Raw genomic sequence first — 16,335 nt, forward strand, 5'->3', positions numbered from 1 at the left:
TGAAAGGACTGCCCCCGCGCGAGGCGGGGGCAGTGTTCGACTATTTGGCTCCGGTGCCCGGCTCGGACGTCTTGGGCGGTTTGCCGTCTTCGATCCGGCCTTCGTTGCGCAGGTCGCGACCTTCCTGGGCGCGCTTCTGGGCTTCGGGCGACTCGCCGTGCTCATTCAGCTCTTCCTTCACGAAGCCGGCGGCTTCCTTGAGCTTTCCTTCGACGCTCATGCGCTTTCTCCTGATTGCCGTAAGTGACGGTAATTAAAGCGCATGTGGCGACGAAAGGGTTCCAGCTAAACCGGCGTGGAGCGATCAACCGAGGTTCACGCGCGACGGCGGCGGTCGCGCGACCCGGGCCCGCAGGGGGGGCGTCAGGGCAGCGGCCGGTCGCGCGTGACCGGCCGGGCCGTGAAGCCCAGCGCGGGGGCGAGCTTTGCCAGCGCGTGCTCGCCAAGGGCGCGGGCAGTGGTGATCTTGCCGCCGAACACCGACAGGATCGGCGCGCTGCTCGTATCGAGTTCGAGCACATAGTCGCGGGTGATCGTGCGCGCCTCGTCCTTGCCGTCGTCGTACAGCGCCCGGATGCCCGACCAGGTGCCGGTGACATCGGCGGGAGCGATCTGCCGGCGGAAATAGCGGTTCGCGGCGGCGCATAGATAGTCGATCTCGGCCGAAGTGATTCCGGCGTCCTCGGGCCGCTCGACCGGCACGTCGGTGGTGCCGATCATCGTGCCGCCGCGCCACGGCGTCGCGAACACCACGCGGCGGTCGGGCTGTTGCAGGATATAGGCGTGATCGCCCTCCCACAAAGCCGGCACGACGATGTGGCTGCCCTTGATGAGGCGCAGGCCGCTGGTGGTGCGGATGCGGATCGTGTCGAGAAAGGCCTTCACCCACGGACCGGTTGCGTTGACGATGGCGCGGGTGTCGATGGTGCGGCGGTCGCTGAGGAAGACATGCCAGCCCATGCCGCCGCGTTCGGCCCCGGTGACGGCGACTCCGGTTTCGACTTGCGCGCCATTGGCAACGGCGTCGGCGGCATTGGCACGAACCAGCGCGGCATCATCGACCTGCGCATCCCAATAGAGAAACCCGCCGACATTGTGAGCGATCGGTGCGAGTCGGGGATCGTCGCGGCGCAGCGCGCGCGAGCGCGGCAGCGACGAGCCGAGACCGAGCAGATCGTAGAGATAGAGGCCCGCGCGGACCATCCACCAGGGGCGGACGCTGTGCGCATGCGGCAGGACGAACGCCATCGGATGGATCAGGTGCGGCGCGGCGGCGAGCATCCGCTCGCGTTCGTGCAGCGCTTCACGCACCAGACGGAACTCATAGGTTTCGAGGTAGCGCAGCCCGCCATGGATCAGCTTGCTGGAGGCGGAGGAGGTGTGCGCGGCGAGATCGTCCTTCTCGACCAGCAGCACCGACAGGCCGAGCAGCGAGGCCTCGCGTGCGATCGCGCAGCCGTTGATGCCGCCGCCGGCGATGAGAAGGTCGTAGGTCACGCCAGCAGCCTATTCGGTTGGGAATCGGGCGCACAGTCCCTATATTCAGGGCCAATGGCAAAACAGAGCAAAGCAAAGAAGCCCGCGCCCGGCATGCCGACGCGGCAACAGATTCTCGATTTCATTACCTCTTCCGATCAGCCCGCGGGCAAGCGCGAGATTGCGCGCGCCTTCGGGCTGGCGGGGCAGGAGAAGATCACGCTCAAGGCGCTGCTGCGCGACATGGCCGACGAAGGCCTGATCGACAGCGCGCCCGGCCGCGCCTTCCACAAGATGGGCGGCGTACCCAAGGTCACCGTGCTGCGCGTGACCGACGCCGATGGCGATACCGTCTGGGCGGTGCCCGAACGCTGGGAGGCCGAGGGCGTCCCCGTGCCGCGGCTGCGCGTGCGCGAACGCGGCAAGCATGGCGCGCTGGCCGTGGGCGACCGCATCCTGGCGCGGACCGAAGAAGCCGGAAGCGGGCTGATCGCGCATCCGATGAAGAAGCTCGCCCGCGGCGAGGAAGCGGTGCTGGGCGTCGTCAAGGAGGAGGGCGGACGGCTCTATCTCCACGGCTTGGAGAAGAAGGAGCGCAACAGCTTCGTCATCTCCGAGCGTAACGGCGCCGAGCCGGGCGATCTGGTCATGGCGGAGAAGAGCGGGCGCGGTCCGCGCATCTTCGCCAAGGTGACCGAAGTGCTGGGCGATCCGTTCGCCCCGCGCAGCTTCAGCCTGATCGCGATCCACAAGCACAGCATCCCGAACGTGTTCTCGGAGGAACTGCTTGCGGAAGCCGAGCGGGTCGCGAAGCAGGATCTGGGCAAGGGGCGCGAGGATCTGCGCCATATCCCGATCGTGGCGATCGATCCCTCCGACGCGCGCGACCATGACGACGCGGTTTGGGCGGCGCCCGACGACGATCCCAAGAACGAGGGCGGGTGGAAGGCGATCGTCGCGATTGCGGACGTCAGCTTCTATGTCCGTCCCGGATCGCTGCTCGACCGCGAGGCGCGCAAGCGGGGCAATTCGGTCTATTTCCCCGACCGCGTCGTGCCGATGCTGCCCGAAATCCTGTCGGCGGATGTGTGTTCGCTGAAGCAGGGCGTCGATCGCGCGGCGATGGCGTGCCACCTGCAGATTTCGGACAAGGGCGAGATCAAGGGCTGGCGCTTCACGCGGGCGGTGGTGCGGCTCGCGGCGAACATCGCCTATGAGGACGCGCAGGCGGCGATCGATGCGGCGGGCGAGAAGGCGGACGTCACCTCTTCGCCGTGCGGGATGCCCGCGGAGGAACTGGCCGGAGTCGATCCGGCGCTGGTCGATTCGACGCTGCGGCCGCTCTGGGCGTGCTGGCGCGCGCTCAACAAGGCGCGCGAGAAGCGCGAGCCATTGGACCTCGACCTTCCCGAACGGCGGATCATGCTCGACGAGAAGGGGCGCATCCTCTCGGTCGCGCCGCGCGAGCGGCTCGACGCGCACAAGCTGATCGAGGATTACATGATCGCCGCCAACGTCGCGGCCGCCAAGGCGCTGGAAGCGCGCAAGGCGCCGGTGATGTACCGTGTCCACGAGCCGCCGAGCCGCGAGAAGCTGGTCGCGCTCAAGGAGTATCTGAAGACGCTGGAGGTCGAGTTCGCGCTGGGGCAGGTGATCCGTCCGGGCACGTTCAACCATGTCATCGCGCGCGTGGCCGAGGCCGAGTTCCGCGAAGAGGTGATGATCCAGGTGCTGCGCACCCAGACCCAGGCCTATTACGGGCCGCAGAATGCGGGGCATTTCGGCCTCGCGCTGGGCAGCTATGCGCACTTCACCTCGCCGATCCGGCGTTATGCCGATCTGGTCGTGCACCGCGCGCTGGTCGAATCGAACAAGCTTGGGCCGGGCGGCGAACTGCCCACCGATGCCGAAATGGCGAAGACCGGCGAGGTCATCAGTCAGCTCGAGCGGCGGGCGATGGAGGCCGAGCGCGAGACGGTCGACCGCTATGTCGCCGCGTATCTGTCGGCGCATGTCGGCGAGGTGATGGAGGCGCGGATCACCGGGGTGCAGAATTTCGGCTTCTTCGCCACGGTCGACGGCGTCGGTGGCGACGGGCTGGTGCCGGCACGTGACCTGGGGCGCGAATATTTCCGCTATGACGAGGCGGCGCAGAAGCTGGTGGGCGAGGAGACCGGTGAGGAATTCTGCCTTGGGCAGCGGCTGCCGCTAAGACTGGTCGAAGCCAACCCGGTATCCGGCGCGCTGCGCTTCGAATTGCCCGACGGCAAAGGCAGCGGGTCCGGGCCGCGGCCCGAGCGGCCGCGCAAGCCGGGGCCGCCGCGCGCGCTCAAGCGTCGCGGGCGGCCGGCGAACATCAAGCATCAGGGCAAGAAGCGATAAGCGGGACTGGATATGGCGGTGGAGTCGGTCGCAATCACGGCAGCGGGGCGGGCGCGGCGGAAACTGGTCGACCATTTCTGCGCCCAGCATGCGATCACGCCGTACGATACGATCCTCTATACCCCGCCGGCCGAGCTCAAGCCGGCGTTCGACGGGCTGCTCGCCGAGCGGCTGATCCGCAAGGAGGGGCATGCCTATTACTGGCTCGACCTGCGCGCCTATGAGGCGGCGGTCGAGCGGCGGCGGCGCAAGCTGGTGCCGGTGACGATCGCGGTGTCGGTGCTGCTCGCGGCGGTCGCGATGCTGTTCTACGCCGGTTAGGCGACCCGGAAGGTCAAGCCGGCATTGGCCTCGAGCCTTGCCTTCAACGGCTCGGCCATCAGCGCGCCCGGCGTCCAGACGCCGCCCCCGCCATCGACGTCGCGGAGCAGGCAGAGCGCGGCCTCCGCGATCATCTTGCTGGTCGAGCCATAGCCGGGGTCGCGGTCGCCGGTGACGGTGGCCGTCAGGCGTTCGCCCGACGGCATTTCGGCGATGAAGTCGATCTCGTAGAAGCCGGCCTCGCGCTCTTGCTTCGACGGGCCCTCGCCGGGGGCAGGGCCCTTGTCCGCGTTCATCGGGTTCATCTTGGCGATCGCTTCGGCGGCGGCCTTGCCTAGCTCGCCCAGCCCGGGCGCGACCATCATCTCGTCATAGCGGAAATCGCGGCCATAGGGGTGGTGGGTGAGGAAGTTGGTGCGGTGGATGTTCTTGGTGTTGATCACCGCCATCATGAACGGCGCGACCCAGCCGCCGACCGCCTCGTCATATTCGGGCATGATGCCCTTGGGCTGATCGGGCCCGGTAAAGCCGGGGGTGAGCGCGAAGGGATCGAGCAGCACCTTGAACACCGCCGGGTTCTTCGCGGCGGCTGCGGCGGTCGCCTTGCCGCTGGCGAAGGTGCCGCCGGAGAAGGTACCCTGCATCTTGCGCACACGCCCTTTGACGCGCGGGGCGGGCTGGCCGAACTTCGCCTTCGCCGCCTGCTGCACGGTCCACACGCCGAGATCGAAGGGGATCGAATCGAAGCCGCACGACAGGACGATGCGCGCGCCGCTCGCCTTGGCCGCGGCGTCGTGCCGGGCGATGATGTCGTGCATCCAGTTGGGCTCGCCGCACAGGTCGACATAGCCGGTGCCGGTCTCGACACAGGCGGCGACGAGATCGTTGCCGTAGAGCTGATAGGGACCGACGGTCGAGATCACGACCTTGGCCCGCGCGGTCATCGCCCGCAGCGCGGCGGGGTCGTCGGCATTGGCGGCGATCAGCGGGGTGGACGCGGGAGCGCCGATTTCGTCGCGAATCTGCTCCAGCTTGGTGAGCGAGCGGCCGGCCATCGCCCAGTTGACGCTGCCGTCGCCATAGCGCTGTGCGAGATATTCGGCGACGAGACGGCCGGTGAAGCCGGTGGCGCCATAGACGATCAGATCGAACTCGCGTGCCATGTTTCCTCTCCCGCAATCGCCATACCGAAGGCTCCAAAGGTCCCGAAAGTCACGCTCACGCGTACGTGAGTCGGCTGGGATTCAGAGCATACTCTGGTCGCTAGCGGAGCAGACGCGCTCCAACATTGCAAGGGGTGGCTCAGCGTTTGCGGCGGCGGGCGATGGCGTGGGCTTCGGCCCTGGAGAGCAGCACGTCGAGATCCTCGCGGCTGATGTCGAAGCTGTCGGGCAATTCGGCAAGCGCCTTGTCGATATCGTCGAGGTGAAGGCCCGGCGCACCGGTATCGACCGGCACGGGGACGTGCGGATAGCTGTGGCCCGAGACGCGATGGAAGAGCATCGCGAGCGAGACCAGCGCGATCGAGTTGATCGCGACCGGGGCGAAGGCGAAGGCGTAGCCCGCGGCATGGATGCCCTGGCTGCCGATCACTGCGGTTAGCGCGGCGGCGCCGCCCGGCGGGTGGAGGCAGCGGCAGGCCGACATCGCCAGGATGGCGAGCCCGACCGAAAGTCCCGCCGCGAGCATGGGATCGGGGACATACCGGAACACCGCGACCCCGACGAGTGCGGAGATCGTGTTGCCGCCGACGACCGGCCAGGGCTGGGCGAGCGGGCTGGCGGGGACCGCGAAGATCAGGACCGCCGACGCGCCCATCGGCGCGACGATCAGCGGCAGGTCCGACGCGGCGAGCGGAAACTGCGCGCAGATGAGAACCGTGAGCGCCAGGCAGACCGTCGCGCCGATACAGGCGACGATGCGATCGAAGGGCCGGGCACCGGCAAGGATGGGGCGAAAGAGGCGAACGGGCATCGCCACGGCTTTAGCGGCGTTGCCGGGATAGGCGAGAGCAGCAGATTCTTTCGACGGGTGAAGCTGGCGGCTGTGCCGCAGCTTTCCGTACTTGAAACGGCACGGCGGGTTTCCGACTATCGGCGGCGTGAAAGCGAAGGAAGGATAGGGATGCCGCTCGGCGGTTCGTCAGACCTGGGGCAGTTTCGGGTCCAGAGGCATTTTGCCGATCACCGCGCGTTCGCGCCCGGCGATGCGATCGAATATGCGCCGGCAGGACCGGTCGAGCGCAGGGCGTTCGATCAGCTTCGCGCCACGGGCGTGATCCGCGAGGCGCAGCCAGCCTATTACTGGTTCGATCTCGACCGTATGGGGCACGGCCGCAAGCGCCGGCGGAACCCGAAGAAGGTGATCGCGATCGTGCTGGGGATCGTGCTTGCGATCCTCACGATCCTGCTGGCGCGGGGCTAGGGGCGAACGATTGCGCCATCCTCCTTGGTGAATTCTGCGGGTTTGCTCTCCAGAAGGTCGAGCACCACTTCCGACGGGCGGCAGAGCCTGGTGCCCAGCGGCGTCACGACGACGGGACGGTTCACCAGGATCGGATGCGCGATCATGGCCTCGAGGATCGTGTCGCCGGATATGGCGGGGTCGAGCAGGCCGAGTTCGGCGGCCGGGGTGCCCTTCTCGCGCAGCAGGGCGCGCGGCGTGGCGCCCATGGCCGCGAGCAGGGTGTCGAGCTGGACGCGAGTCCAGCCTGCCGTGCGATAGTCGATGATGCGCGGCGCGTATCCGGCAGCCTCGATCATCGCGAGCGCGTTGCGCGACGTGCCGCAATCGGGGTTGTGATAGATGGTGATCGGGAAGGCATCGGTCATTGCGGGCGTTCCTCGCGCAGCAGCCAGGTGAAGAAGAGGAGCGCCGCGATCGCGCCGGCAAGCTGCCCGGCGACGAACAAGGGCGCCGAATGGGGGGCGATCCCGGCGAAACTGTCCGACAGGGTCCGCGCCACGGTTACCGCCGGATTGGCGAAGGAGGTCGATGACGTGAACCAATAGGCGGCGGTGATGTAGAGGCCGACCGCGACCGGAGTGGCGTCGGGCCGGTGGCGGCCGGTGCAGAGGATCGTGCCGATCAGGCCGAAGGTGGCGACCGCCTCGGCAAGGCCCTGCGGAAGCCCGTCGCGGGCCTTGGCCGAGAGCTGGAGCACCGGTTCGGCAAACATGGCATGCGCAACCCACACGCCGAGGATCGCGCCGGCGAACTGCGCGGCGGCATAGAGGGCGGCGGTGCGTGCATCCGATTCGCGTTTCAGCAGCAGCGTGAGCGTGACCGCGGGATTGAAGTGAGCGCCGGAAATCGGTCCGAACATCTGGATGAGCACGATCAGGCCGGCGCCGGTTGCAAGCGTGTTGCCGAGCAGTGCGATCGCGTCGTTGCCGCCCGAAAGCCGTTCGCCCATGATCCCGGAGCCGACGACGATGGCGAGCAGCATTGCCGTGCCGGTGAATTCGGCGATGACGCGTCGGGCCAGCGTCACGACGCGCAGCAATCGGCCTTGCGTGCGACGTCGGTGAGCGAACCGCAAATCTCCGGGCGCCCGGCGCAGCAATCGGCGACGAGGAAGCCGAGCAGCGCGCGCATTCCGTCATAGTCGGCCGAATAGATGATCGACCGCCCCTCACGGCGCGACCGGACGAGTCCGGCATTGCCGAGGATCGTCAGATGCGTGGACAGCGTGTTGGGCAGCAGGCCGACCTCGCGCGCGATCTCGCCCGCGGGGAGGCCGTCTATCCCGGCGCGGACCAGCAGACGGAATACGGCAAGGCGGCTGGCATGGGCGAGCGCGGACAGCGCGTCGACGGCGACGGGCAGTTGCATCAGCAGCAGGCCGGTTTGGCGGGCTCGGGCGTGCAGCAGGCGCTGGCGGCGTCGGGGATCACCTCGTCCTCGCCATAGGCGGTGGCGTCGCCATGGGTGAAGAAGGTTTCCCAGCGCACTCCGGCGGGGTCGGTCACCCACGACTTGTCCGACCGGGCGTAGCAGCAGGTGGTCGCTTCCTGATCGAAGGTCTGCGCGCCCGCGGCCTTGAGCCGTCCGGCAAGCTCGCCCAGTTCCGCGGCGCTGTCGACCTGGACCCCGACATGGTCGATCCCGGTGGCGCGGGCACGTGAGGAGATGGCGAGATTGACCCGCGGATCGTCGAGCATCCACTTCGCATAATCGCCCTTCACCACGGTGGGCGAGGCGTTGAACAGCGTGGTGTAGAAGGCGATCGCGGGTTCGATCTCCGGAACGCTGACGTGCAGGTGAAGGCGCTTCATGACTGTACTCCCACGTTTCAATAATTCGAATATTCTCGAAATATCGAAACGTCAAGCCGGAGCGTTCATCCCGGTCGCGTCGCCCGAAGCAGCCGGCCGGGGCGCGCGACGCGCTGTCCGGTCTCGAACGCCGCCTGGCCGCCCACCATCACCAGATCGAACCCCTGCGCGCGGGCGAACGGATCGAGATAGGTCGAGCGGGCGCGGACCTTCGCAGGGTCGAACAGGATGAGGTCGGCCTTGGCGCCTACGCGGATCGTTCCGCGATCGGTTAGGCGCAGGATGCGCGCGGGAAAGCTGGTGGCCTTGCGCACCGCCTCCTCGATCGGGATCCGCTTCGACTTCACCACATAGTCCTCGATCAGCTTGGCATAGGTGCCGGTGGCGCGCGGGTGGCGCATGCCCGGGCCGCCATCGGTGGAGATCGCGACCATGGGGTCGAGCAGCAACACGTCCTGCAATGCCTGATCCATGGTGAAATGCGCGCCGGAGCCGCCATTGGGGCCGAGCTGGATGAGGAAATCGGGAAAGGCGAGGCCGGCTTCCTGTGCGGCTTGCGCGACGGTCTTGCCCGCGTGCTTGCCGGTGCCGAGCAGCAGCATCTCCGGCCCGCCGCGGCGGATCATGCGCTTTTCGAGATAGTCGCGCAGCTCGGCGCGGCGGGTGGCAAGGATGGTGGCATAGTCGGTGGGCGGCAGCGCCCATTGCGGGAACAGGATCGCGATGCCGGTGAAGCCGGCATTATAGGGATAGGCGTCGGCGGTGAGGTCGATCCCGGCGCGGCGCTTGGCGGCGAGATCGTCTAGCAGGGCACGGGCGCGCGCCTCGCCTTTGCCGAACACCACCTTGAGGTGCGAGATATGCGGGCGGGCGGGGCCGGCCGAGGCGATCAGCTCGTCGATCGACGTCTCAATCTCGTCGTCATTCTCCGACCGCATATGGCTCATCACCACGCCGTCATGGCGCGCGACCACGCGGCCGAGCGCGGTCAGCTCGGGCGTCTGCGAATAGATGCCGGGCACATATTCGAGGCCGTAGGTGAGGCCGAAGGCGCCTGCGCGGAGCTCGGCGTCGAGCTGGGCTTCGAGCCGGGCGAGCGCCGCGGCATCGGGGCGACGGACGGAGTCGGGGATATTGGCCGCGCGGCGCAGCGTGCCGTGGCTGGCGAGCGCGACGACATTGAGGTCGAGCGGCGCGCGGTCGGCGGCGCGCATCCAGCCGCGCAGGTCGAGATCGCCTTTGATCCGCGGGCCGCCACCATCGACGCCGAGCGTGATGGTGGTGACGCCCATGGCGAGGAAAGCGTCATAGGAGTCGCTCAGCGGGTCGCCATGGGTGTGGGTGTCGATGAAGCCGGGGGCGAGGACGCGGCCGTCGCCCGGGATGATACGGGCGGCGGCAACGCGGGTGCGCGCGGACGGGGCCGAGATGGACGCGATGCGGTCGCCGCTGACGAGGACGTCGGCTGGGCGGGGCGGCGCGCCGGTGCCGTCGACGAGCGTGACTTCGCGGAACAGCGTCGCGGGAGCAGTCGCCGCAGACGCGGTGCGGAGGGTGAGGCCGCTGGCGACCGCGCCGCCGATGAGCTGCCGGCGCGACAGATGCTGGTTCATGGATATCCCCCTCGCAAGACCCGATGGAGACTAGGCGGGGCGGAGCTTCTCCGGCAACGCGCGAGAGGTTCTGCCCCTATAGACTGGGGTTCTGGGTCGCGCTGCGGACGTTCTACCACCGTCACTCCAGCCTTGTGCCGGTGTGCCCGGTGAGAAGGTGTTACCCGGTTCTAGGGCGCGTCGTTGAACTGGAGCGAGGCGAGCTTGGCGTAGAGGCCGCCCTTGGCCACCAACTCGGCATGCGTGCCGGTTTCGACGATGCGGCCCTCATCCATCACGATGATGCGCTTGGCCGCGCGCACGGTGGCGAGGCGGTGGGCGATGACGAGGGTGGTGCGGCCCTGCATCAGATGCTCGAGCGCGTCCTGGACGAGCCGCTCGCTCTCTGCATCGAGCGCACTGGTCGCTTCGTCGAGCAGCAGGATCGGGGCGTCGCGCAGCAAAGCGCGGGCGATCGCGAGGCGCTGGCGCTGGCCGCCCGACAGGCGCGCGCCATCTTCGCCGAGGAAGGTTTCGAGGCCCTGGGGAAGCTCGCGCAGGAATTCGGCGGCGTTGGCGGCCTCGGCAGCCTGCCAGATCTGCTCCTCGGTCGCGTCCCAGCGGCCGTAGCGGAGATTGTCGCGCGCGGTGGCGGCGAAGATCACCGTTTCCTGCGGCACCATCGCCATGCGCGCGCGAACCTCGCCCGGATCGGCGGAACGGACGGGGATGCCGTCGACGCGGATTTCGCCGCCTTCGGGATCGTAGAAGCGCTGGACGAGCTGGAAGAGGGTGGACTTGCCGGCGCCCGAGGGGCCGACGACCGCGACGGTCTCGCCCGGCGCGACCGACAGCGTGAACTGGTGGAGCGCCGAGACTTCCGGGCGCGTCGGGTAGCGGAAGGTGACATTCTTGAAATCGATCGCGCCCAGCGGCGGGACGGGCAGCGGGACGGGATTGGCGGGCGCGGCGATGTCCGGCTCCTGCGCGAGCAGTTCGGCCAGGCGGCTGGCGGCGCCCGAGGCGCGCAGCAGATCGCCATAGACTTCGGTCAGCGCGCCGAACGCGCCGGTGACGAGACCCGCGGTGATGACGAAGGCGGTGATCGAGCCGCCGGAGATGCGTCCCTCGGCAACGCCATAGACCGCGTCCCACATGATGAGGGTGATCGCGGTGAAGAGGGCGAAGATGACGAGCGCGGTCATCAGCGCGCGGGTGGCGAATCGTTTCCGGGCGGTCGCGAAGCCGGCATCGACCGCGGTCTGGAAGCGCTCGCCCTCGCGGCGTTCCTGTCCGAAGGCCTGGACGATCCGCATCGCGCCGAGCGTTTCGGAGGCGATCGCGCCGATATCCGCGACCCGATCCTGGCTGGTGCGCGAGAAACGGCGCACGCGGCCGCCAAGCCACATGATCGGCAGCACGATCACCGGGATGCCGATGATGAGATAGGCGGCGATCTTGGGCGCGAGGACGAAGAGATAGACGGTGCCGCCGATCGCGATCAGCAGGTTGCGCAGTGCGACTGAGACGGTCGTGCCGACGATCTGCTCGACGACCGCGGTATCGGCGGTGAGCCGGCTGGCGATTTCCGACGGGCGGTTCTCCTCGAACCATTTTGGGGGCAGGCGGAGGAGATTGCGGTGCACGGCGGCGCGCAGGTCAGCGACGGTGCGCTCGCCCAGCCAGGAGACGAAGTAGAAGCGCATCGCGGTCGCGAAGGCGAGCACGACGACCACCAGCAGCAGCCCCTGGAAATAGGCGCCGATCCGGCTGGGGTCGGCATCGGCACCAAAGCCCTTGTCGACCACTTCCTTGAAGGTGCGCGGGATCCACAGCGTCGCGCCCGCCGCAAGAATCAGCGCGACGATCGCGAGTCCGAGCTGGAGCGGGTAGCGGCTGGTGTGTCGCCAGACGATACGCAGGCTGGACAGCTTGCGGGGCGTCGGGGAAGTCTCGGGCTTCGAAGCGGGCTCGGCCATGCGCGGCGCCTAGCCCGAAGCGCGCGCCAAGGGAACATCATTCCCACCTCGAACATTGGGTATGGATGGACATTGCACCGCAGCACCCGGCCGCTATAACCCCCTGCCACCGTTGTCAGACGGTCTGCGTGGGGCGGGGACAGTAACGACCGATGTTGTATGATGCTTACGAGATGCAGCGCTCCATGCTGGCGGGTGCCAGCGCGCTGGCCAATTTCAGTGCCGGGCTGCTGAACAATCCTGCAAATCCCTTTGCTTATTTCGGCGGCGGGCCGATCCTGGCGTCCGCGCTTGAAGTGTTCGCGCACGCCGCCGCGCCGCGCGGCAAGCCCGATTTCGGGCTGGACTTCACGACCATCGACGGCAAGCGAATCGATGTCCGCGAGGAGATCGTGCTGCGCAAGCCGTTCGGCCAGCTCAAGCGATTCGTGCGGGAAGGCGTCGAGGGCGGGCCCAAGCTGCTGATCGTCGCACCGATGAGCGGCCATTTCGCGACGCTGCTGCGCGGCACGGTCGAGCGGATGCTGCCGACGGCCGACGTCTACATCACCGACTGGCGCGATGCGCGGCAGGTGCCGCTCAGCGACGGCCGTTTCGATCTCGACGATTATGTCGATTACGTGATCGAGTTCATGGCGGCGATCGGGGCGGAGGGTGATCAGCGCGCCCATGTGCTCGCCGTCTGCCAGCCTTCGGTGCCGGTCTATGCCGCAGTCGCGCTGATGAACGCGGACAAGCATCCCAACCGCCCGCGAACGCTGACGATGATGGGCGGACCGATCGACACGCGCGAGGCGCCGACCGCGGTCAACACGCTGGCGACCGAGCGCCCGCATGCCTGGTTCGCGCAGAACGTGATCGCGACTGTGCCGGCGACCTATCCGGGCGCGGGCCGACGGGTCTATCCGGGCTTCCTGCAGCTTGCCGGGTTCATGACGATGAATCTGGGCAGCCACATGATTTCGCACTGGGAGATGTTCAAACATCTGGTGAAGGGCGATGGCGAGAGCGCGGATTCGACGATGCGCTTCTATGACGAATATCGCGCCGTGTGCGACATGACCGCCGAATTCTACCTCCAGACGATCGACGTTGTGTTCCAGGCGCATTCGCTGCCCAAGGGCGAGATGATGCATCGCGGCCGCCGCGTCGATCCAGGTACGATCACCGACACCGCGCTGCTGGCGGTCGAGGGCGAGCGCGACGATATCTCGGGCCTGGGCCAGACCAAGGCGGCACTGACGATCGCCACCGGCCTGCCCGCCAGGATGAAGAAGTACCACATGGCGCCGGCCGTGGGCCATTACGGCATCTTCAACGGCAGCAAGTGGCGGACGAAGATCGCGCCGGTGCTGGAAGAATGGATCGCCAAGCACAGCGCATGAAAGAGCGGGGATGAGCGCAATCGCGCATCCCGGATCCTGTCATTGCGGGGCGATCCGTTTCACCCTGCTGAGCGATCCGGCCGAGCTGACGACCTGCGACTGCTCGCTCTGCGTCAAGCGCAACGCGGTGATGACCAAGGTGCCCGAAGCCGACCTGCGGATCGACGCGGGCACTGAGCATCTGACGCTCTATGAGTGGAATACCCGCCGGGCGAAGCATTATTTCTGCGACCGCTGCGGCATCTATGTCTTCCACCGCAAGCGCGCCGCGCCCGACCATTTCGGCGTGAACATCTTCTGCCTCGACCGTTTCGACCCGTCGCGTCTCCCGGTCCGTGCGACGGAAGGGGCGAATATGACAGTTGAGTCTGCCGATCCGCGACCCGAATGGCCGGGGCCGCGCCCGACCTAGAGCCGCATGCCGAGCCAGATGATCGCGCCGGTCGAGAAGGCGATGGCGCGGTCGATCAGGCGTTCCAGCATCGTCGCCTCGCCGAGCCGTGAAACGGACCGGTCGTGATGCTCCTGCTCGTCGTCGATGATCGCGCGGATCGTGGCGGCGGCGCGGGGGTCCTCACCCTCGAGTGCGGCGAGCTGCAGCGTCAGATGATGGAGCACGACGCGTTCGATCGCGATTGTGGTTGCGGCGATCGCACGGCGGCCGATCAGCCCGGTGATCAGGCCGGCCATGATCCCGCTGGCGGTGCACAGGTGAAAGCTGCGGCACCGCGGACGGCCGCGCGCTTTCAGTTCAGCGGCGAACAGGGCACGATGCCGCCGCTCATGGGCAAGAAACTCGGTGAGCTCCGCGACCATTTCCGGTGCACGCCACCGCGCGATCCATCGCTGGGTCAGATAGACGGCGATCGCCCCCTGCTCGCCGGCATGGTTGACCTTCATTATGCGGTCGCCCAGCGTTTCCGATCCATGCAAACTTGCGGTCAGGCGGGCGCCGGGTTCAGTCATAGCCGAGCATCACGAATTCATAGGTGACGAACGCGACCAGCGCCCAGATCGCGATGACGATGGCGACGCCCCATTTGCTCACCGGGCGCGCGGCGGCGGCCTCTGCGGTGGCGCGATGCTCCGCCATCAGTTCGGGCGGGACGAGACGGGCGAACAGCCACACCCCTGCCGGGATCAGCACCGCGTCGTCGAGCAGGCCCAGGACGGGGATGAAGTCCGGGATCAGGTCGATCGGCGAGAGCGCATAGGCGGCGACGAGCAATCCGATCAGCTTGGCAATGAGCGGCGTGCGCGGATCGCGCGCGGCGAGCCAGACGGCGTGCGATTCGATCCGGATGCGGTGGACGAGCGATTTCCCCATCGGGAAGGGATCGTCCGGCGTATCGTCCGGGTCAAGCGTCGCCGCTGCGGACAGCGCCCCGGCATCAGACCGGGGCGTGGCAGACGAACTCGACCAGCCGCCCGTCAGGGTCGCGCAGATAGCCGGCATAGTAATCGGGGTGGATATGCGGCGCGAGCGCCGGTGCGCGGTCCAGCTCGAAGCCGGCGTCGCGTCCGATCGCGTAGATCGCATCGACCGCTGGCCGATCGGGCGCGGTGAAGGCGAAATGGACATTTTCCGAGGCGTCACCCTCGACCAGGAAGAAGTCGAGGCGGTTGCCGTCGCCAAACCCCTTGGCGGCGGAGTCTACGATCAGGCGGTAGCCGATCGGGGCGAGCAGGGTGCCGTAGAAGTGCAACGTGCGGGCGAGGTCCGGGGTCTTGATTTCGAGATGGTCGAGCAATGCTTGTCTCCTTGGTCGGAGGCATGCAGATAAGGGCACGAAAGCGCGGAGTACGTGCGGCGCGGGCGATAGTTTGATCGATATCGATCATATTTTGAAACATATTGATTGGAACCAGTCATGCCTGTCGATCTCGATCCCGCCGACCGCCAGTTGCTGGCACTGATGCACGAAGACAGCGTTACACAGATCAACACGCTGGCGGCCGAGACCGGCCTGTCGCCGGCATCGGTTCAGCGGCGGCTGCGGCGTCTGCGCGATCGCGGGGCGATCGCCCGCGAGGTCGCGGTGATCGATCCTGGCGCGGCCGGTATCGGCATGAGCTTCGTCGTGATGGTCGAGCTGGAGCGCGAGCGGATCGACCAGCTCGATGCGTTCCGCCGCAAGGTGATGCGCGAACCGCACGTTCAGCAATGCTATTATGTGACGGGCGAGGCCGATTTCGTGCTGGTCTGCGTCGCGCGCGACATGGCTGAATTCGAGGAGCTGACGCGGCGGCTGTTCTTTGGCGACGAGAATGTTCGGCGGTTCCGCACCTCGGTGGTGATGGGGCGGACCAAGGTAGGGCTGACGCTGCCGATCGCGTGATTGCCGGAGGCGTCAGGTTATGTATCATCCCGGCCTCAACGACGATGGAGAGGCTGTATGAAGGCGTTGCTTGGAACTCTTTTGCTTGCCGCGGCGGTACCGGCTGCGGCCGGGCCCGCGCCTGCCTCTCCGCTGCTCGGCAGCTGGTCGGTCGATCTCACGCGCCTGCCGATCCCGCCCGAAGCCCGGCCCAAGAGCGTCACCATCACCTATAGCGATGCCGGTGCCGGCAAATGGCGCGCCGACGTGGTCGTGATGCGGCCTGACGGATCGAAGGACCATGCCGAGAGCGTCTATCCGCTCGACGGTACCTCAGTGCCGGTTACAGGCAATTTCGAGGCGGACACGACTGCGGCGCGGCTACCCGAGGCGAATGTCATGATCATGGCGCTGGCCAAGGGCGGGATCCCGGCATCGACCCGCATCTATGCGGTCGCGCCCGACGGCAAGACGATGACCGAGACCGCGGTCTATTTCCGCGACGGCAAGCCGGTGATGCGGACCAATTATTTCACGCGGGTGAAGTAGGGCGTCGATCGCATCGCAGCCTGAACTGGAAAGGGCCGGCGGATCGCTCCGCCGGC

Annotated in this window: 20 protein-coding genes; 7 read left to right on the forward strand and 13 right to left on the reverse strand. The window is 67.4% G+C overall.

Going from position 1 to position 16,335, the window contains the following annotated elements; all coding sequences use genetic code 11:
* Positions 1-40 precede the first annotated feature (40 nt).
* Together BDW16_RS16135 and glpD are read right to left on the reverse strand one after the other, a co-directional pair.
* The gene (locus tag BDW16_RS16135; protein WP_066573755.1) at positions 41-220 is read right to left on the reverse strand and encodes a hypothetical protein; all 180 of its coding nucleotides are present in this window, start codon (positions 218-220) and stop codon (positions 41-43) included.
* Positions 221-363: 143 nt separating this feature from the next.
* Positions 364-1,497, reverse strand: a complete 1,134-nt coding sequence (glpD, locus tag BDW16_RS16140; protein WP_066573758.1) for a glycerol-3-phosphate dehydrogenase — start codon at positions 1,495-1,497, stop codon at positions 364-366.
* Positions 1,498-1,551: 54 nt separating this feature from the next.
* Between glpD and rnr the strand changes: the two genes are divergently transcribed.
* Positions 1,552-3,858 carry a ribonuclease R gene (gene rnr, locus BDW16_RS16145; protein WP_066573763.1) on the forward strand — a complete coding sequence of 769 codons (2,307 nt, stop codon included), beginning with the start codon at positions 1,552-1,554 and terminating at the stop codon, positions 3,856-3,858.
* Positions 3,859-3,876: 18 nt separating this feature from the next.
* On the forward strand, positions 3,877-4,179 hold the full coding sequence (locus tag BDW16_RS16150) for a hypothetical protein (protein WP_125458946.1): 303 nt from the start codon (positions 3,877-3,879) through the stop codon (positions 4,177-4,179).
* Here BDW16_RS16150 and BDW16_RS16155 read toward each other — a convergent pair.
* Entirely contained in the window at positions 4,176-5,342 is a 1,167-nt protein-coding gene (locus tag BDW16_RS16155) for a saccharopine dehydrogenase family protein (RefSeq protein WP_066573767.1), read from the reverse strand. The genes BDW16_RS16150 and BDW16_RS16155 overlap by 4 nt on opposite strands.
* 139 nt (positions 5,343-5,481) lie before the next feature.
* On the reverse strand, positions 5,482-6,153 hold the full coding sequence (locus tag BDW16_RS16160; RefSeq protein WP_066573769.1) for an HPP family protein: 672 nt from the start codon (positions 6,151-6,153) through the stop codon (positions 5,482-5,484).
* Between the two features lie 57 nt (positions 6,154-6,210).
* Here BDW16_RS16160 and BDW16_RS16165 point away from each other — a divergent pair, with 57 nt between their 5' ends.
* Positions 6,211-6,603 carry a hypothetical protein gene (locus BDW16_RS16165; protein ID WP_125958799.1) on the forward strand — a complete coding sequence of 131 codons (393 nt, stop codon included), beginning with the start codon at positions 6,211-6,213 and terminating at the stop codon, positions 6,601-6,603.
* Here the strand turns inward: BDW16_RS16165 and arsC are convergent.
* The 6 genes from arsC to BDW16_RS16195 all read right to left on the reverse strand — a co-directional run bounded on the left by arsC (position 6,600) and on the right by BDW16_RS16195 (position 12,027).
* Entirely contained in the window at positions 6,600-7,010 is a 411-nt protein-coding gene (arsC, locus tag BDW16_RS16170; protein WP_066573775.1) for an arsenate reductase (glutaredoxin), read from the reverse strand. The two genes, BDW16_RS16165 and arsC, sit on opposite strands and share 4 nt — an antisense overlap.
* Positions 7,007-7,627 carry an aquaporin gene (locus BDW16_RS16175; RefSeq protein WP_066573978.1) on the reverse strand — a complete coding sequence of 207 codons (621 nt, stop codon included), beginning with the start codon at positions 7,625-7,627 and terminating at the stop codon, positions 7,007-7,009. Before BDW16_RS16175 ends, arsC begins: the two co-directional genes overlap by 4 nt.
* 41 nt (positions 7,628-7,668) lie before the next feature.
* On the reverse strand, positions 7,669-8,013 hold the full coding sequence (locus BDW16_RS16180; RefSeq protein ID WP_066573778.1) for an ArsR/SmtB family transcription factor: 345 nt from the start codon (positions 8,011-8,013) through the stop codon (positions 7,669-7,671).
* Positions 8,013-8,456 carry an ArsI/CadI family heavy metal resistance metalloenzyme gene (locus BDW16_RS16185; RefSeq protein ID WP_066573780.1) on the reverse strand — a complete coding sequence of 148 codons (444 nt, stop codon included), beginning with the start codon at positions 8,454-8,456 and terminating at the stop codon, positions 8,013-8,015. The genes BDW16_RS16180 and BDW16_RS16185 overlap by 1 nt, the downstream gene beginning before the upstream one ends.
* Positions 8,457-8,521: 65 nt before the next feature.
* The gene (locus tag BDW16_RS16190; protein ID WP_066573781.1) at positions 8,522-10,069 is read right to left on the reverse strand and encodes an N-acyl-D-amino-acid deacylase family protein; all 1,548 of its coding nucleotides are present in this window, start codon (positions 10,067-10,069) and stop codon (positions 8,522-8,524) included.
* Positions 10,070-10,239: 170 nt separating this feature from the next.
* Positions 10,240-12,027: an ABC transporter transmembrane domain-containing protein gene (locus BDW16_RS16195; RefSeq protein WP_066573783.1), complete on the reverse strand. Its 1,788-nt coding sequence runs from the start codon at positions 12,025-12,027 to the stop codon at positions 10,240-10,242.
* 152 nt (positions 12,028-12,179) lie between these two features.
* On the opposite strand from BDW16_RS16195, the gene BDW16_RS16200 reads away from it, so the two are divergent.
* The gene (locus BDW16_RS16200) at positions 12,180-13,412 is read left to right on the forward strand and encodes a polyhydroxyalkanoate depolymerase (protein WP_066573784.1); all 1,233 of its coding nucleotides are present in this window, start codon (positions 12,180-12,182) and stop codon (positions 13,410-13,412) included.
* Between the two features lie 10 nt (positions 13,413-13,422).
* Entirely contained in the window at positions 13,423-13,824 is a 402-nt protein-coding gene (locus BDW16_RS16205) for a GFA family protein (protein WP_066573785.1), read from the forward strand.
* Here the strand turns inward: BDW16_RS16205 and BDW16_RS16210 are convergent.
* From BDW16_RS16210 to BDW16_RS16220, 3 genes are all read right to left on the reverse strand, one after another.
* Complete coding sequence (locus BDW16_RS16210; RefSeq protein WP_083954158.1) at positions 13,821-14,378, reverse strand: demethoxyubiquinone hydroxylase family protein; 558 nt, start codon at positions 14,376-14,378, stop codon at positions 13,821-13,823. The two genes, BDW16_RS16205 and BDW16_RS16210, sit on opposite strands and share 4 nt — an antisense overlap.
* Complete coding sequence (locus BDW16_RS16215) at positions 14,371-14,739, reverse strand: YkvA family protein (protein ID WP_066573793.1); 369 nt, start codon at positions 14,737-14,739, stop codon at positions 14,371-14,373. Before BDW16_RS16215 ends, BDW16_RS16210 begins: the two co-directional genes overlap by 8 nt.
* A 64-nt stretch (positions 14,740-14,803) precedes the next feature.
* Entirely contained in the window at positions 14,804-15,163 is a 360-nt protein-coding gene (locus BDW16_RS16220; RefSeq protein ID WP_066573797.1) for a VOC family protein, read from the reverse strand.
* A gap of 120 nt (positions 15,164-15,283) precedes the next feature.
* Here BDW16_RS16220 and BDW16_RS16225 point away from each other — a divergent pair, with 120 nt between their 5' ends.
* Both BDW16_RS16225 and BDW16_RS16230 read left to right on the forward strand, forming a co-directional pair.
* On the forward strand, positions 15,284-15,751 hold the full coding sequence (locus tag BDW16_RS16225; protein ID WP_066573800.1) for an Lrp/AsnC family transcriptional regulator: 468 nt from the start codon (positions 15,284-15,286) through the stop codon (positions 15,749-15,751).
* Positions 15,752-15,808: 57 nt separating this feature from the next.
* Positions 15,809-16,279 carry a hypothetical protein gene (locus tag BDW16_RS16230; RefSeq protein ID WP_066573803.1) on the forward strand — a complete coding sequence of 157 codons (471 nt, stop codon included), beginning with the start codon at positions 15,809-15,811 and terminating at the stop codon, positions 16,277-16,279.
* Positions 16,280-16,335: the final 56 nt, after the last annotated feature.

Origin of the sequence: Sphingomonas koreensis (genome assembly GCF_002797435.1) — a bacterium.
Taxonomy (GTDB): domain Bacteria; phylum Pseudomonadota; class Alphaproteobacteria; order Sphingomonadales; family Sphingomonadaceae; genus Sphingomonas; species Sphingomonas koreensis.

What these genes read in the sequence shown, in the direction of transcription:
- BDW16_RS16135 (WP_066573755.1), bottom strand. Translation starts at nt 220, where the DNA reads ATGAGCGTCGAAGGAAAGCTCAAGGAAGCCGCCGGCTTCGTGAAGGAA.
- rnr (WP_066573763.1), top strand. Translation starts at nt 1,552, where the DNA reads ATGGCAAAACAGAGCAAAGCAAAGAAGCCCGCGCCCGGCATGCCGACG.
- BDW16_RS16155 (WP_066573767.1), bottom strand. Translation starts at nt 5,342, where the DNA reads ATGGCACGCGAGTTCGATCTGATCGTCTATGGCGCCACCGGCTTCACC.
- BDW16_RS16160 (WP_066573769.1), bottom strand. Translation starts at nt 6,153, where the DNA reads ATGCCCGTTCGCCTCTTTCGCCCCATCCTTGCCGGTGCCCGGCCCTTC.
- arsC (WP_066573775.1), bottom strand. Translation starts at nt 7,010, where the DNA reads ATGACCGATGCCTTCCCGATCACCATCTATCACAACCCCGATTGCGGC.
- BDW16_RS16175 (WP_066573978.1), bottom strand. Translation starts at nt 7,627, where the DNA reads ATGCTGCTCGCCATCGTCGTCGGCTCCGGGATCATGGGCGAACGGCTT.
- BDW16_RS16180 (WP_066573778.1), bottom strand. Translation starts at nt 8,013, where the DNA reads ATGCAACTGCCCGTCGCCGTCGACGCGCTGTCCGCGCTCGCCCATGCC.
- BDW16_RS16185 (WP_066573780.1), bottom strand. Translation starts at nt 8,456, where the DNA reads ATGAAGCGCCTTCACCTGCACGTCAGCGTTCCGGAGATCGAACCCGCG.
- BDW16_RS16190 (WP_066573781.1), bottom strand. Translation starts at nt 10,069, where the DNA reads ATGAACCAGCATCTGTCGCGCCGGCAGCTCATCGGCGGCGCGGTCGCC.
- BDW16_RS16195 (WP_066573783.1), bottom strand. Translation starts at nt 12,027, where the DNA reads ATGGCCGAGCCCGCTTCGAAGCCCGAGACTTCCCCGACGCCCCGCAAG.
- BDW16_RS16200 (WP_066573784.1), top strand. Translation starts at nt 12,180, where the DNA reads ATGTTGTATGATGCTTACGAGATGCAGCGCTCCATGCTGGCGGGTGCC.
- BDW16_RS16205 (WP_066573785.1), top strand. Translation starts at nt 13,423, where the DNA reads ATGAGCGCAATCGCGCATCCCGGATCCTGTCATTGCGGGGCGATCCGT.
- BDW16_RS16210 (WP_083954158.1), bottom strand. Translation starts at nt 14,378, where the DNA reads ATGACTGAACCCGGCGCCCGCCTGACCGCAAGTTTGCATGGATCGGAA.
- BDW16_RS16215 (WP_066573793.1), bottom strand. Translation starts at nt 14,739, where the DNA reads ATGGGGAAATCGCTCGTCCACCGCATCCGGATCGAATCGCACGCCGTC.
- BDW16_RS16225 (WP_066573800.1), top strand. Translation starts at nt 15,284, where the DNA reads ATGCCTGTCGATCTCGATCCCGCCGACCGCCAGTTGCTGGCACTGATG.
- BDW16_RS16230 (WP_066573803.1), top strand. Translation starts at nt 15,809, where the DNA reads ATGAAGGCGTTGCTTGGAACTCTTTTGCTTGCCGCGGCGGTACCGGCT.